10 protein-coding genes are annotated in these 14,738 nt (G+C 63.8%); 6 read left to right on the top strand and 4 right to left on the bottom strand.

Annotated features, from left to right (window positions below):
- Positions 1 to 30: 30 nt before the first annotated feature.
- Entirely contained in the window at positions 31 to 858 is an 828-nt protein-coding gene (locus NLY37_RS11765) for a phosphate/phosphite/phosphonate ABC transporter substrate-binding protein (RefSeq protein WP_023741575.1), read from the top strand.
- On the opposite strand, the gene NLY37_RS11760 is transcribed toward NLY37_RS11765, so the two are convergent.
- The 4 genes from NLY37_RS11760 to NLY37_RS11745 form a co-directional block, all read right to left on the bottom strand.
- The gene (locus NLY37_RS11760) at positions 823 to 2,130 is read right to left on the bottom strand and encodes a M24 family metallopeptidase (RefSeq protein ID WP_023822198.1); all 1,308 of its coding nucleotides are present in this window, start codon (positions 2,128 to 2,130) and stop codon (positions 823 to 825) included. The two genes, NLY37_RS11765 and NLY37_RS11760, sit on opposite strands and share 36 nt — an antisense overlap.
- 55 nt (positions 2,131 to 2,185) lie before the next feature.
- The gene (locus NLY37_RS11755; protein WP_023741573.1) at positions 2,186 to 3,715 is read right to left on the bottom strand and encodes an ArnT family glycosyltransferase; all 1,530 of its coding nucleotides are present in this window, start codon (positions 3,713 to 3,715) and stop codon (positions 2,186 to 2,188) included.
- An 84-nt stretch (positions 3,716 to 3,799) separates the two neighbouring features.
- Positions 3,800 to 6,370, bottom strand: coding sequence for a GcvT family protein (locus NLY37_RS11750; RefSeq protein ID WP_023741572.1), 2,571 nt, complete (start codon positions 6,368 to 6,370; stop codon positions 3,800 to 3,802).
- Between the two features lie 73 nt (positions 6,371 to 6,443).
- On the bottom strand, positions 6,444 to 8,021 hold the full coding sequence (locus NLY37_RS11745; RefSeq protein WP_023741571.1) for a trimethylamine methyltransferase family protein: 1,578 nt from the start codon (positions 8,019 to 8,021) through the stop codon (positions 6,444 to 6,446).
- Between the two features lie 272 nt (positions 8,022 to 8,293).
- Between NLY37_RS11745 and NLY37_RS11740 the strand changes: the two genes are divergently transcribed.
- The 5 genes from NLY37_RS11740 (at position 8,294) to NLY37_RS11720 (ending at position 14,492) form a co-directional block, all read left to right on the top strand.
- Positions 8,294 to 9,469: an MFS transporter gene (locus NLY37_RS11740; RefSeq protein WP_023741570.1), complete on the top strand. Its 1,176-nt coding sequence runs from the start codon at positions 8,294 to 8,296 to the stop codon at positions 9,467 to 9,469.
- A 111-nt stretch (positions 9,470 to 9,580) separates the two neighbouring features.
- Complete coding sequence (locus tag NLY37_RS11735; RefSeq protein ID WP_023730703.1) at positions 9,581 to 10,738, top strand: MFS transporter; 1,158 nt, start codon at positions 9,581 to 9,583, stop codon at positions 10,736 to 10,738.
- 97 nt (positions 10,739 to 10,835) lie between these two features.
- Positions 10,836 to 12,905 (top strand): prolyl oligopeptidase family serine peptidase, encoded by a 2,070-nt coding sequence (locus NLY37_RS11730; RefSeq protein WP_023741569.1) that lies wholly within the window; start codon positions 10,836 to 10,838, stop codon positions 12,903 to 12,905.
- A gap of 32 nt (positions 12,906 to 12,937) precedes the next feature.
- Complete coding sequence (locus tag NLY37_RS11725; RefSeq protein ID WP_023741568.1) at positions 12,938 to 13,060, top strand: hypothetical protein; 123 nt, start codon at positions 12,938 to 12,940, stop codon at positions 13,058 to 13,060.
- Between the two features lie 52 nt (positions 13,061 to 13,112).
- Positions 13,113 to 14,492 (top strand): aspartate aminotransferase family protein, encoded by a 1,380-nt coding sequence (locus NLY37_RS11720; RefSeq protein ID WP_023739079.1) that lies wholly within the window; start codon positions 13,113 to 13,115, stop codon positions 14,490 to 14,492.
- The last annotated feature ends 246 nt before the right edge of the window (positions 14,493 to 14,738 follow it).

The raw sequence follows: 14,738 nt of genomic DNA, 5'->3' as shown, positions 1-14,738 counted from the left end.
TTTCCCGAGCCATGATGATTGAGTGTCGGCATGAGTGATTTGGTTGCGGCATTGCCGATGTATGACTGGCCCGAAGTGCGCGGCGAGGTCGACGCGCAATGGGCAGCGTTGCGCGATGCTTTTCGGCACAAGGGCGTCGATGGGCCGCAGACAATCGTGCGCCGCAATGGCGACCTGCCGCCGGTGCCGGGCGGTATCCACGACGCCGAGGGCAGACTGATCGCGCCCGATCCGGCGATACTGCCGCCGGACGAACTCGACCATCACCAGCTTTGGCTGCATCCGGCGCTGCTGTTCGCGCAGACCTGCTGGGGGCCGATGGAACTCGGCCTGAGCAAGCATGTGCAGGTGGTCGGCCAGCCGAGCTACGACGCTTACGAGGGCGGCGAAGGCGAACTCTATTCGAGCGCGCTGGTGATGCGGACGGGCGAGGGACCGGAGGTTCGCTCGCCCGCGGATGGCAAAGCCTCGCTGCCGCTCGATCTGATGCGCGGCAAGCGTTTTACCTACAACAGCCTCGATTCGATGTCGGGCATCATTGCACTGGCGCGCGATCTGCAGGCCGCCGGCGAAAGCCTGGATATCTTTTCCTCGCGCAGCGAAAGCGGTGGCCATCGCGGCTCGATCGTCGCGGTCGCCGAGGGCAAGGCGGATATAGCTGCCATCGACTGTGAGAGCTGGGCGCTGGCGCAGCGTTTCGAACCTGCGGCAAACGCCGTGAAGGTCGTCGGCTGGACGGCAAGGCGCAAAGGCCTGCCCTACATCACCGCCAGGACGACGCCGGAAAAGACGCTCAAGGCTCTGCGCGAGGCGCTTGCCGGATCAGCCGAGCAGCCTCGCATCCAACGGGTAGGTTGAAAGCTGCTCGTTACCGGTCTCGGTGATCAGGATCTGTTCCTCGATCTTGACGCCATCATGGCCGCCGAGACGGCCGATATAGCTTTCCACGCACAGGACCATTCCCGGCTCCAGCACGCCGTCGGGCGTGTCCGGCGTCCAGTCGCTTGCATGCGGCAGGGTTGGATACTCGTCGGCGAGGCCGACGCCGTGATAGAGCACGCCGTAGCGCGCCGGGAAGCAATCTCCCGGCGGCACCACCGAGCGTTCGACTAGGTCGCGGAAGGATATGCCGGGCTGCATTAATTGCGTGTTGTGGGCGATCTGGTCGGCGGCGATGTGGAAGAGGTCCCGTTGCTCGTTCGATGGTCTCGCATCGCCGCAAAGCCAGGTGCGGGAGAGATCGGCGCAGAAGCCGTAGGGGCCGATCAGGTCGGTGTCGAAGGCGACGAGGTCGCCTGCTTCGATCACCCGCGATGAGCATTCCTGGAACCACGGATTGGTGCGCGGTCCCGAGGCAAGCAGCCGGGTTTCGATCCATTCGCCGCCGCGCGCAATGTTGCCGCGGTGGAGTTCGGCCCATAATTCGTTTTCGGAAATGCCCGGCGTCAGCGCCTTCTCCATTTCACCCATCGCCGCTTCGCAAGCGACGATGGCGCGGCGCATGGCGAGGATCTCGTCCGGCGATTTGATCAGCCGCGCATTTTCCATCACCGCTTCGCCATTGCCGATCGAAATGCCGAGGCGGGCGAGTTCCTCGACGCCTTCCGGGTTGATGTGGTCGACCGCAATGCGGCTGTTGCCGCCGCCATGCTCCTTGACCAGATCGGCGATGCCGGCCGCCCAGCGGCGGACTTTGTGCTCGGTCAGCTCGCCGCCATAGAGATACATCCACGACACTGCCGGCCGCACCTCGTCGACGACGCCGGAATGATCGGACAGATGCTCGCAGGAGAAATAGTCGAACAGCACCACGGGTCCCTCAGTGGCGACGAAGCAGTGGCGGGTCGGATTGTGCGCGACCCACAGCTGCATGTTGGTCGAATCGGTGGCGTAGCGGATGTTGACGGGGTCGTAGAGCAGCGCGCCGGCGTAGTTTCGGCGCCTCAGTTCGGCGCGGAGGCGCTCGAGCCGGTATTTGCGCATCGCGGCAAGATCGGGCGCGGCGATGCCTGCCGCTTGCCATTCGGCTTCAGCCAGCGCGCCATAGCCCAGCACATGCTGGTTCAGCGACGCCGCCTTCTGGCGCGATGTTTCGCGCAAGGCTTCGACGGAGCCGGGCTCGAACGGCATGATCTTGCGGTGACGGCCGAACCCTTGTTTCTCCACCCGACGCCTCCCTGCCGACTTACTGTGGCGCTGCGCCCGCGGCCGCTTTCTTCAGCCGCGTGACCGTCAGCGTGCGGGTGGGCGGCTCGCTATCGAACAGCATCGGAACGACCAACTGCTGCGGCGAGCCGTCAGCGACATAGCCGGCCTCGCTCAAGGCCCGCAGGATGCCCTCGGGAGGTTCCTTGTCATTGGCCATCACGAGCACCGCCGGCTCGATCAGCAAATGGCTGAAGTCCGGCATCTCGTCGTCGAGCACGACCAGATCGGGATCGACAAGACGCAGATTTCCCACCCAGTGCCAGCTCGATATCGCCGTGCGAACCGGACCGTTTGCCGTCAGCTGGCCATAGAGCGACTGGTAGTCGACACGCACGATGCTGCCGCGGCTGTCGCCGCCATTGAGGTGCGTGTACCAGGTCACCGGCAGCACGAGGATGGCAAGCGTTGCGCCGACAAAGACGACGACGTCCTGCACCTTCCTTCCCTTGTCGCCTCTGGCATCCATCCGCATGGCCAGCGCGACCGGCAGCAACACAAGGATGGGAAGCATCCAGCGATCGCGAAATTGCGTCGTCCCGCTCGCCAGGACGAGCACGATGGTCATCGCCAGGGCAAAAGCGATGGTGCGCCACACCAGTTTCTCGGTCCATGGCGTCGGTTGCAGCGCGGGCGCTGGCTTTTTCCATGCGATGAGCAAAGCCGCGACGAATATGCCGGCCGGCAACACGGCGAAATACAGGATAGCCTTGCCCAGTCCGCGCATTCCGTAGAATGCGGTTTGTATGGCGCTTTCTCCTCTGCCCATGCCGAAGCCGCCGCTGTGCGACAGCAACTGGTCGGTGTAGGTCAGGTTCCAGTAGAGCGTCGGCAGGCAAAGCAGCACCGCCACGACAAGGCTGATCGAAAACCGGCGGTTGAGGATGACGCCGCGCGTTTCGCGCAGCGACAGGGTGGACAGCATCAGCGCGCCGAGAAAGATCGCGTTGTTGTATTTCGACAGGATGGCGGCGGCCATCGCCACGCCAAACAGCACATAGGTGGCCAGCGAACGCCGCTGCACCAGTTCAACGAGCGCAAGAAACAGCACCACTGAAAAACAGAAAGCGGCGATCGAGTGGGTGAGGGCGTGCTGCATCTCCCACACCATCTGCGGAAACAACAGCAGGCCGAACAATGCGGCGGCGCCAGCGCGGCTGGAATAGCCCAGGCGGCGGACAGCGATGAAAACCGACGCCAGCGCCGCTCCGATCAGCAGGTACTTCACGATCTTGAGCGCCAGGATGTTCGTTCCGACCACGGCGGCGACGAGGCGGGCAAGCCAGGTGTAGAGCGGCGGCTGCGAGCCGCCATAGCCAGCCCAGAGGTAGTGCATGTACATCAGCTGTTCGGAATCGTCGACGCCGACACCGGTTCCTACGACATGGGACAGCAGCGCCATCACCACGATCTGGACGACGCAATAGACCGCGACGCAGACCAGTGCGGCGTTGAAGGGACCGACCTTGCCTTCGCCGAGCCAGTCCGTCCATTTCTCTAGATACTGCAAGGGGATCGTCTTCTCATCGAGGGAAAATGCCTGCGGCCAACTGCCGAAGGCCCCTTACACGATCTCACGCTCCCTGTCGCCTTTTCAGGTCCGCATCTTCTCGCCGCTGGGGTCGAAGGGCGCCTCGACATTGACGCGCGCCGGACGCCGGTGGCCGAGGATCTCGATCTCGAACAGTCCGGCACTTTCGTCCTCGGCGAGTGCCGCCGGCACATAGCCCTGCGCCATCGACTTCTGCACATAGTGCGCATAACCGCCCGAGGTGACCCAGCCGACCACGCGCCAGTCGCCGTCGACGATGCCGCGCACGGCGGAAGCGCCTTCGGCAGCCTTCGAGCCACGCACTTCCTTGCCCGCCATGTCGAAGCGTGGCGCGCCATAGCCATGCGGCTTTTCCACCGTGCCATAGTCCTTGCCGACCTTGGCCCAGATCGGCTCGTCGCCCATGACATCGGCGTCGGCCGCATCGACGATAAAGGAAACGCGGCGCAGTTTCGGCCCTTCCGCCTGTTCCTTGGCGGCGGCCTCGCGACCGATGAAGTCGTTCTTCTCCAGCTTGATGAAGCGGTCCATCGCGCCTTCGAACGGCCCGTAGATCGGGCGCAGCTCGCGGTACCAGGTCGGGAAGTTCTTCTCCAGGCGCATGGAGAGCAAAGCGCGCATGCCGAAATCGACGAGGCCGAACTCCTCGCCGGCGTCCTTGATCGCCTTGTAGACCAGGCGCTCATAGGCCGGCGCCATCCAGATTTCATAGCCGAGATCGCCGGTATAGGTGATGCGGTTGACCATGCAGGGCGCGCCGCCGACCGCCATTTCGCGGAAATCCATGAAGCGGAAAGCTTTCGTCGAGATGTCGACATCGACCAGGTTCTGCAAGAGGTCGCGCGATTTCGGCCCGGCGATCGACAGGCCGACGAGCGTCTGATCGAAGCGGTGGATGCGCACCGAACCATCCTTCGGCAGGTGCTTTTCGAACCAGCGCATGTGGTATTTCTGCGCGGCGGAAGAGCCCCAGATCATAAATCTGTCTTCGCCTGCCTTGGCGATGGTGAAGTCGCCGATCAGCTTGCCGAATTCGTTGATCATTGGCGTCAGCACGATGCGGCCGATCTTCGGCATGCGGTTGGTCATCAGCCGGTTGAGGAAATCCTCAGCCGCAGGTCCCGACACTTCGTATTTGGCGAAGTTGGCGATTTCGGTGACGCCGACGCGTTCGCGCGTGGCGCGCACTTCCTCGCCGATAGGACCGAAATCGTTTGAGCGGTGGAAGGAGACGACGTCCTTCGGCTCCTTGCCCTTCGGCGCGAACCACAGCGGGGTCTCCAGGCCCCAGCTATCGCCCATGACGGCGTTGTTGGCGAGCATCGTGTCATAGAGCGGGGTGGTTTGTGCAGGGCGCGCAGCCGGCAGCTCTTCATTGGGGAAGCGGATGGAGAAGCGGCGCGAATAGTTTTCGCGCACCTTTGCGTTGGTGTAGCGCAGGCCGGCCCACTCGCCGAAGCGGGCGACATCCATGCCCCAGACGTCGAAGCCGGGATCGCCATGCACCATCCAGTTGGACAGCGCGAGGCCGACGCCGCCGCCCTGGCTGAAGCCGGCCATGACGGCGCAGGCGCACCAGAAATTGGTCAGGCCCTGCACCGGCCCGACCAGCGGATTTCCGTCGAGCGCGAAGGTGAAGGGGCCGTTGATGATCTGCTTGATGCCGGCTTTCTCGATGCCGGGGAAATGCTTGAAGCCGATCTCCAGCGACGGCGCGATGCGGTCGAGGTCGGGCGGCAGCAGTTCATGGCCGAAATCCCACGGCGTATTGACCGGCGACCATGGCTTGCAGGCCTTTTCATAGGTGCCGAGCAGGATGCCGTTGCGCTCTTGGCGGGTGTAGATCTCGCCCTTGAAGTCGAGCACGCCGATCATCTCGCGGCCGGTCGATTTGTTGAATTCCTCGACCTCGGGCATCGGCTCGGTGAGCAGGTACATGTGCTCCATGGCCAGCACCGGCAGTTCGACGCCGACCATGCGGCCGATCTCGCGCGCCCACAGGCCGCCGCAGTTGACGACATGCTCGGCGTGGACGGTGCCCTGTTCGGTGACGACGTTCCAGGTGCCGTCAACTTCCTGCGTCAAGTCGACGACGCGGTTGCGCAGCACGATCTCGGCGCCCAGCTTCTTGGCCGCCTTGGAGTAGGCGATCGTCGTGCCGGAGGGATCGAGATGGCCTTCGACCGGATCCCACATGGCGCCGACGAAATTGGTCTCGTCCATCAGCGGGAACATCGCCTTGGCTTCGGAGGGCGTGATCAGCTCGGTGTCCATGCCGAGATAGCGGCCCTTGGCGTGTGCCAGGCGCAGAAAATCCATGCGCTCGGGCGTATCGGCCATCATCACGCCGCCGGTCAGATGCAGCGAGCAGGACTGGCCGGAGATTTCCTCGATCTCCTTGTAGAGCTGCACCGTATAGGCCTGCAGTTTGGCGACGTTGGGATCGCCGTTCAGCGTGTGGAAGCCGCCGGCTGCGTGCCAGGACGAGCCGGAGGTGAGCTCGGACCGCTCGATCAGCATGATGTCGGTCCAGCCGGCCTTGGCCAGGTGATAGAGCACCGAGCAGCCAACGACGCCGCCGCCAATGACAACCGCTTTTACATGAGATTTCATGAGAGATAGGTCCGTTTTTGCGTAAATTGAATCAGGTGTGTCGGTTGGCAGGATGCCGTCAGTTGCTTGCCGATCAAAAATCGGTCGGCGCGCCGCCTTCGGACGTGCGCTTTTCGACGAAGTCGTTGAGCTCTTCGCGGATCGCCGGGTCCATATAGGGTTCCTCGTAGGATGCCAGCCGCTCCTTCCAGACCTTGTTGGCCTTTTCCAGCGCGGTCGGCGATCCGGCTTCGGCCCAGGTCTCGAAATTGCGCCAGTCGGAGAGGATGGGCGAGTAGAAGGCTGTCTTGTAGCGGTCCTGCGTGTGCTGGGTGCCGAAGAAATGGCCGCCGGGGCCGACCGACTGGATGGCGTCGAAGCCGAGCGCTTCGTCGGACAGGTCGAGCGGGGTGAGGAACTCGGCCACCATCTGCAACAGGTCAATGTCCAGCATGGTCTTCTCGTAGGAACAGCGCAGGCCGCCTTCGAGCCAGCCGGCGCCGTGCATCATCAGATTGCCGCCGCCCTGGATGGCGCCCCACAGCGAGAACACACTTTCATAGGCTGCCTGCGCGTCGACGGTGTTGGCGGCGCAGGTATTGGAGGTGCGGTAGGGGATCTTGTAACGGCGGGCAAGCTGGCCGCCGACAAGCTGCGCCTTCATATATTCAGGCGTGCCGAAGGCCGGCGAGCCCGACTTCATGTCGACATTCGAGGTGAAGCCGCCATAGCCAACCGGCGCGCCCTTTCTCACCATCTGGGCAAAGGCGATGCCGGACAGCGCCTCGGCATTTTGCTGCACCAGCGCACCGGCGATGGTCACCGGCGCCATCGCGCCGGACAGGGTGAAGGGCGTGATGACGACGACCTGACCCTTGCTCGACATCTGGATGATGCCTTCCATCATCGGCACATCCAGTTTCAGCGGCGAATTGGTGTTGATGATGGTGAAGACGGACGGCTCTTCGAGCATCTGCTCATGGCTGATGCCGCGGGCGATCCTGGCGATCTCGATGCCGTCGACATTGCGCTCCTTGCCGAGCGAATAGATGTGGAACACCTTGTCGGTCAGCGTGGCGAGGTCGCGGATGCATTCGAGGTGGCGCACGGAAGGATGGATGTCGGTCGGCTCGACCGGATAACCGCCGGTGCAGTTCAGGATGTTGTGCATCTGCGCCAGACGCAGGAAGTTGCGGTAGTCCTGCTGGTTGCCCGGACGGCGGCCGCGATCGAGGTCGGAGCAGTTCGGTGCCGACGCCATCATCGACAGGATCACATTGTTGCCGCCGAAGCGCACATTGTGCGCCGGGTTGCGGGCATGGAGCGTGAATTCCGACGGGCAGTTGGAGATGAGATCGAGGATCATGTCGCTGTCGAAGCGCACGCGCTCGCTGCCCTCGCGGACATCAGCGCCATTTTCCTTCATGATGCGGCGCGCTTCGTCATGCAGCACGTCGACGCCTATTTCCCTCAAGACGCGCAGCGAGGCGAGGTGGATCGATTCCAGCTCGTCGTCCGAGATCAGCTTGGTCGGCGTCAGCGGATTTCTCAGTTGTCGAAAAGCCGGCTGTTCGAAGGCGGCCGAGCCGCCGGCGCGCTTGCCCGCACGGCCACCGCGACGGGCACGGTCGGCTGCCAAAGGCGGTTCGGCTGGATGCAGGGCGGCGGTCATGATGGTCCTCGTACGATGCTGGTAGCGGGCGGCATAATGGACCGGCGGCTGTCCGGCCATTGCGGAGGCGGCGACCACTAGGACGAGGGAAGCGACATGCCCGAACGGCAGTCCGATAGCTGACAACCTTGCCGGGGATTGGCGGACAGGACGCGCCCACTGCGGCTCTTGGCGCAAGGGGATTTCAGGCGCGGCCCTTCCTTTCCCTAAATCGAACCGCTAGCTCAATGGTTTGCCGCTGGATCGGGCCGGCAATTCATGTGGAAGGCATCATGGCTGCGACCGGTTCGAGCGATGGCGAAGCGGGGACGCAATGGGCGGCGCTTGCCGGCGTAACTGCCGCCCTCGCGATGTTCGGTGCGGCGCAAGGGCTGAGCTCGCCGCTGTTTACGCTGCTGATGCAGAAGCAAGGCATGTCGCCGGCGCTGATCGGCTTGTCGGCAGCGATGATGCCGCTTGGCCTGATCCTTTCGGCCTCGTTCGTGCCGGCAGCCGTTCGGCTGGTCGGCGCGCGCAACCTGGCTGTGGGTTGCTCATTGATTGGGGCGCTGTGCTTCCTCGGCATCGGCTACCTGCAGGACTGGGTGGGCTGGTTCGTCATCCGCTTCATCATCGGTATCGTCATCAACCCGCTCTATATACTGGGCGAAGTATGGGCGCTGTCGCTGGCGCCGCCGTCGCGCCGCGGCAGGGTGATGGGGGCATTCAACACCGTGCTGGGCGCTGGCTATGCTGCGGGGCCTTTGGTCCTGACCGCGGTTGGGATATCGGGCTGGGTTCCTTTCCTGGTCGGCATGGCCGGCTTCATCCTGTGCGCCGCGATCCTTCGTGCTGTTTCGTCAAGCCTCGCCGGCTTCGAGGATGACGGCCAATTGCCCGGCGGCTTTTTCGGTTTCGCCAGCCTGGCGCCGGCGCTGTTGTTTGCCGTGCTGGTTTCGGCGGCGGTCCAGCAGGGCACCTACGCTTTGATGCCGGTCTTCGGTGCCGCCTATGGCCTGCCCGAAAGGACGCTGGCGGCCCTGGTGATGGCACTGTCGCTGGGAAACATCTTCCTGCAAATCCCGCTCGGCCTGCTGGCCGAGCGTTTCGGCGGGCGGGCGATGATCATCTTCTGTGCGTTGGCGACAACGACCTGCGCGGTTTTGCTGCCGTTGCTGATCACGATGCCGGCGATCTGGCTCGTCCTTCTCGTCATGGGCGCTGTCGGCTACGGCGTCTACACCATGGCGCTGGTGGAACTCGGCAGCCGCTTCAGGGGAACCGTGCTGGTCGCCGGCAACGCCGCCTTCGCATTGATGTGGGGCGCCGGCGGCATTGTCGGCCCGCCTGGCGCCGGTGCCTTGATGCAGATCATCGGTCCGCTCGGTCTGCCGGTGGTGATCGCCGGACTCGACGCGCTGCTGGTGAGCTTCGCGCTCTATCGATCGTTCAAGCGCCAAAACTCCTGACGGCCCAAAAGCTCCTGACAGGCCTTGTCTGGAGCAAACGGTTTTTCGCGGGGCGGGGCTTACCCGCGTCGGACAGAAAAGCTAGTCCTGAACCTGGTTTAGGTGCCAATGATGAACCTGGCGGAAGCTGACAACGAGAAGATGCAGTGGGCGGCGATCAGCGGCGTGATCGCGACCGTCTCGGTGTTCGCCATCGCGCAAGGCCTGTCCTATCCGCTGCTGAGCTTCATCCTGCAACGCCAAGGCGTTTCGCCGGCCATCATCGGGCTCTCGGCGGCAATGACGCCGATCGGCTTCATTGTCTCGTCGCCGCTGATCCCGGCACTGGCGCGCCGGTTCGGGGCAGGGCGCACCGCGCTTACCTGCGCGGCGCTTTCGGCTATTGTGCTTGCGCTGATCGGCTGGACCCAGAATGTCTATCTGTGGTTTCCGCTGCGCTTCTTGATCGGGGTGGTGACCAACCCGCTCTATGTCTTGAGCGAAATCTGGGTCATTGCACTGGCGCCGCCATCGCGCCGCGGTCGCGTCATGGGTGTCTATTCAACCATCATCTCGGCCGGCTTCGCTGCCGGGCCGCTCTGCCTGCTCGTTGTCGGCACCGTGGGATGGCCGCCATTCCTGGTGGGGATCGCCGCCTTCATCTTCTGCGGCGCCTGCCTGGCGCTGGTGCTGCCGCAACTGCCGAAGGTCGACGAAGCCGGGCGCAGGGTTTCGGTCATGGGCTTCATGCCACTGGCATGGCTATTGCTGTCGGCGGTGGTCGTTGCCGCCGGTTTCGAACAGGGCGTGCTGGCGCTGCTGCCGGTCTACGGCACGCACTATGGCATCGCGGAAGCGCGCATGTCGGCGCTGCTGTCGGTGATGATCGCAGGCAACATCGCCATGCAGGTGCCGCTCGGCTTGCTGGCGGAACGGCTGACGGCGCGTCTGGTGCGATTCATCTGCGTCGTGGTGACGGTGCTGGGCTGCGCCCTGTTGCCGCTGCTCATCGAGACGCCGCTGATCTGGCCTTGCGTCTTTATCTGGGGCGCGGTCTCCTATGGCATCTACACCATGTCGATCATCGAGCTCGGCGAGCGCTTTACCGGCTCGGCGCTGGTCGCCGGCAATGCCGCCTTCTCCCTGATGTGGGGCATCGGCGGCATCGTGGTGCCGCCGCTGGCGGGTGGCGTCATGGATGTGATCGGCGCCTCCGGTCTGCCGATCACGCTGGGCGCGATTTGTCTGGCACTGGCTGTGGCCACGGTCCTGCGCCGGCGGATGGTTTGAGGCCGCATTCCCCCGATGACCTGACGTACCATCTTGAATAAAACCGCTTGCAACGCGATGTAGGCAGGGCTGCCCGCCACTAGCCTGGAGACCATGCGTGACCCAATCGACGACAAAACGCCAGACGGATGCCACCGCGGAGGACAAGTTCCTCTGGCTGGAGGACCGGACCAGCAAGGAATCGCTCGACTGGGTGCATCGCCAGAACCAGATCACCGTGGCCGAACTACAGGGCGATCCGTCCTACCAGGCGGCCTTCGAGACGGCGCTCGACCTGATGACGGCCGAGGACAACATTGCGGTCGGTGCCGCGCTCAACGGCCAAGTCTATAATTTCTGGCAGGACAAGACCAATGTGCTCGGCCTCTGGCGCCGCACGACGGTTGCTTCCTACAAGACCGAGAAGCCTGTGTGGGAGACGATCATCGACTTCGACGTGCTGTCGGCCAAGGAGGGGGTGAAGTGGGTGTTCAGCGGCGCCAGCCGCCTTTACCCCGATTTCAACCTTTGCCTGGTGGCGATGTCGCCGGATGGCGGCGATGCGAGCGAGATGCGCGAATTCGACATCGAGACCAAATCATTCATCGAGGGCGGCTTCCGCGCTCCCGCCTCGAAATCCGGCTTTTCCTGGCTGGACAGGGACACGGTCATTGTCTCGGCTGCCTTCGATGAAGACGACAAGACCCAGTCCGGTTATCCGCGCGTCGTCAAGCTGTGGAAGCGCGGCACCCGGTTGGAGGAGGCGACGCCGATCTTCGAGGCCGAGAAGCAGGATCTCGCGGCCGGCGCGGGGGTCGAGCATGATGGCGACAGGCAGTATTTGTTTCTGGCCCGCACGATCGCCTTCTTCTCCTCGCACAGTTTTCTGCGCCTGCCGTCGGGCGAAAACCGGCGCATCCCGCTGCCGGACGATGTCACCGACACCGCGCTGTTCAAGGGCCGGTTCGTGTTCGGGGTGCGCAGCCCATGGACGGCGCCGGGCGGCACTGAGTGCTTGCCGGACGGCCTCTATTCCTTCGATTTCGAACACTGGATCGACACCGGCGACCTGGGCCCTGTTGAAACCATGCTCGCGCCAGCGCACCGTGTTTCGGTCGCCGGCATTGCCCGCACTCAGGACCGGCTGTTCATCAATCTGATGGACAATGTGCGCGGCAAGGTCGTTGTCGCCGAGCGCAGCGGCGACCGCTGGTCGCTGAAGCCGGCGGCGCTGCCCGAGAACGGCAATGTCGGCATCGCGCATGCCGAGCATTTCGGTTCCAGCGTCTCCTTCTCCTTCACCGATTTCCTGACGCCGAGTTCGATCATCTGGTCGGACGATGACGGGGTGACGCTGGCCACCGTGAAATCGCAGCCGGCGCGGTTCGACGCCGCGCCGCTGGTCTCGGAACAGTTCGAGGCGCGCTCGAAGGACGGCACCATGATCCCGTATTTCGTCGTCAGGCGGCGCGACCAGAAGGGTCCGGTACCAACGCTTCTCTATGGTTATGGCGGCTTCGAAATACCGCTGCTGCCCGGCTATGCCGGCGTGCGCGGCAGGCTGTGGCTGGAGAAGGGCAATGCCTATGTGCAGGCCTGCATTCGCGGCGGCGGTGAGTTTGGGCCGGCCTGGCATCAGGCGGCGCTGAAGGGCAATCGCCAGACTGCCTTCGACGATTTCGCTGCGGTGGCGCAGGACGTCGTCAGGCGCGGCATCGCCACGGCTGCTTCCCTCGGCATCCAGGGCGGCTCGAATGGCGGCCTGCTTACCGGCGTTTCCCTGACGCAGCATCCCGAACTGTTCGGCGCCGTCATCATCGAGGTGCCGCTGCTCGACATGCTGCGCTACACCGAACTGCCGCCAGGCGCCTCGTGGATCGGCGAATATGGCGATCCGGCAAAACCGGAAGAAGCCAAGTGGCTCGCCGCCTATTCGCCGTACCATCATGTCTCGGCCGATGCCGTCTATCCCCCGGTGCTGCTCACGACATCGACCGCCGACGACCGCGTCCATCCCGGCCATGCCCGCAAGATGGCGGCGAAGCTGCAGGAAGCAGGTCACGGCAAGACGTTGTTCTTCGAGGAGACGGAAGGCGGCCATGGCGGACGCGGCGACCGCCGGCCGCAAGCGGCGCAAACCGCCATGAAATACGTGTTCCTGCAAAGGGTATTGAGCGGCACCGCTTGAATTCCGGGCCTCGGGCGGCATAGACTGCCGCCATGGTCTACATGAGCACATCCGGCGCCTTCGGGGTCGCGGTGACACCGTCGCCGCGCACGCTGCGCGTCGAACTGCTCAGGCTGTGCGCCCGTATCGGCTATTCGCCGCCCGCCGTCCTCTGACGAAGTCGCCCCGGCAGCTTGCCGTTTTGATTCCAGAGGAAAGAGCAAACCCATGACTTACCAGAACTATTCGCTGAAGCAGCTTCAGCAGATTGACGCCGCGCATCATCTGCATCCCTTCACCGACCACAAGGAATTGCGCGAGACCGGCTCGCGCATCATCACCCACGCCAACGGCCCGTTCATCTACGATGCCGACGGCACCGAAATACTCGACGGCATGGCCGGGCTGTGGTGCGTCAATGTCGGCTATGGCCGCGACGAGCTGGCCGACGCCGCTTACGCGCAGATGAAGGAATTGCCCTACTATAATTCCTTCTTCAAATGCTCGACGCCGACGCCCGTGCTGCTGTCGAAGAAGCTGGCCGAGCTGGCGCCCAAGGGCATCGCCCAGGTGTTTTACGGCTCCTCCGGCTCGGAGGCCAACGACACGGCGCTGCGGCTCGTGCGCCACTATTGGGTGCTGGAAGGCAAGCCGGAGAAGAACCGCATCATCTCGCGCAAGTCGGCCTATCACGGCTCGACCGTCGCCGGCACGTCGCTGGGCGGCATGGATTTGATGCACAAGCAGCTCGGCGGGGCGGTGCCCAACATCGTCCATGTCATGATGCCCTATGCCTATGAGTTGGCGCTGCCTGGCGAAAGCGACCATGATTTCGGCCTGCGCGCGGCCAAGGCCGTCGAGGACGCCATCCTCGAAGCCGGTGCCGACAAGGTGGCGGCCTTCATCGGCGAGCCGGTGATGGGCGCGGGCGGGGTGAAAATACCGCCGATGAGCTATTGGCCGGAAGTGCAGCGCATCTGCCGCAAATACGATGTGCTTTTGATGCTGGACGAGGTCATCACCGGCTATGGCCGCACCGGCGAATGGTTTGCGGCGCAGACCTTCGGCGTCGAGGCCGACACCATCACCACGGCCAAGGCACTGACCTCGGGCTATCAGCCGCTGTCGGCGCTGCTGGTCGGCGACCGTATCGCGGCGACGCTGGTCGAAAAGGGCGGTGAATTCTACCACGGCTATACCTATTCGGGTCACCCGGTGGCCTGCGCGGTGGCGCTGAAGAATCTCGAGATCATGGAGCGAGAAGGCCTGGTCGACAGGGTCAGGAACGACACTGGACCTTACTTCGCCCAGGCGCTGCAGGAGCGCATTGCCGGCCACGAACTGGTCGGCGAGGTGCGATCGATCGGGCTGATGGGCGCGGTCGAGATCGTCAAGGACAAGGCGACCAAGGAGCGCTTCCTGCCGGCGGGCAGTGCCGCCGTCACCGTCCGCGACCACGCCATCGCGCAAGGCCTGATGCTGCGCGCCACCGGCGACACGATGATCCTGTCGCCGCCGCTGATCTGGACCCGCGCGACGATCGACATGGCTTGCGATCGCATCGCCAAAGCGCTGGATCTGGCGCAAGCGGATTTGCGCAAGAAGTAGATGGAACGACAGCCGGACGCCTTGCAATCAGGGCGCCCGGACTGTGCGCCTGCTTATCGTCAGGGTCGAAGGGGTCAGCGCACCGATCGTGCTGGTCAATGAAGACCATCAGGCAATTCCGAACGCTGTAATCGGCACATAATTCAGACCGAACAGTATACGACTGCAAAACGCAAAAACCGCGCTCCATCGGAACGCGGCTTTGCCAGATACGCATGGCATTTCGCCAACAATACACTTGCGAAA

Origin of the sequence: Mesorhizobium sp. C395A (assembly GCF_030323205.1) — a bacterium.
GTDB lineage: Bacteria > Pseudomonadota > Alphaproteobacteria > Rhizobiales > Rhizobiaceae > Mesorhizobium.
This window is presented reverse-complemented; position numbering and strand designations above follow the sequence as displayed.

What these genes read in the sequence shown, in the direction of transcription:
- NLY37_RS11750 (WP_023741572.1), bottom strand. Translation starts at nt 6,370, where the DNA reads ATGAAATCTCATGTAAAAGCGGTTGTCATTGGCGGCGGCGTCGTTGGC.
- NLY37_RS11720 (WP_023739079.1), top strand. Translation starts at nt 13,113, where the DNA reads ATGACTTACCAGAACTATTCGCTGAAGCAGCTTCAGCAGATTGACGCC.
- NLY37_RS11765 (WP_023741575.1), top strand. Translation starts at nt 31, where the DNA reads ATGAGTGATTTGGTTGCGGCATTGCCGATGTATGACTGGCCCGAAGTG.
- NLY37_RS11740 (WP_023741570.1), top strand. Translation starts at nt 8,294, where the DNA reads ATGGCTGCGACCGGTTCGAGCGATGGCGAAGCGGGGACGCAATGGGCG.
- NLY37_RS11760 (WP_023822198.1), bottom strand. Translation starts at nt 2,130, where the DNA reads ATGCCGTTCGAGCCCGGCTCCGTCGAAGCCTTGCGCGAAACATCGCGC.
- NLY37_RS11725 (WP_023741568.1), top strand. Translation starts at nt 12,938, where the DNA reads ATGGTCTACATGAGCACATCCGGCGCCTTCGGGGTCGCGGTGACACCG.
- NLY37_RS11745 (WP_023741571.1), bottom strand. Translation starts at nt 8,021, where the DNA reads ATGACCGCCGCCCTGCATCCAGCCGAACCGCCTTTGGCAGCCGACCGT.
- NLY37_RS11735 (WP_023730703.1), top strand. Translation starts at nt 9,581, where the DNA reads ATGAACCTGGCGGAAGCTGACAACGAGAAGATGCAGTGGGCGGCGATC.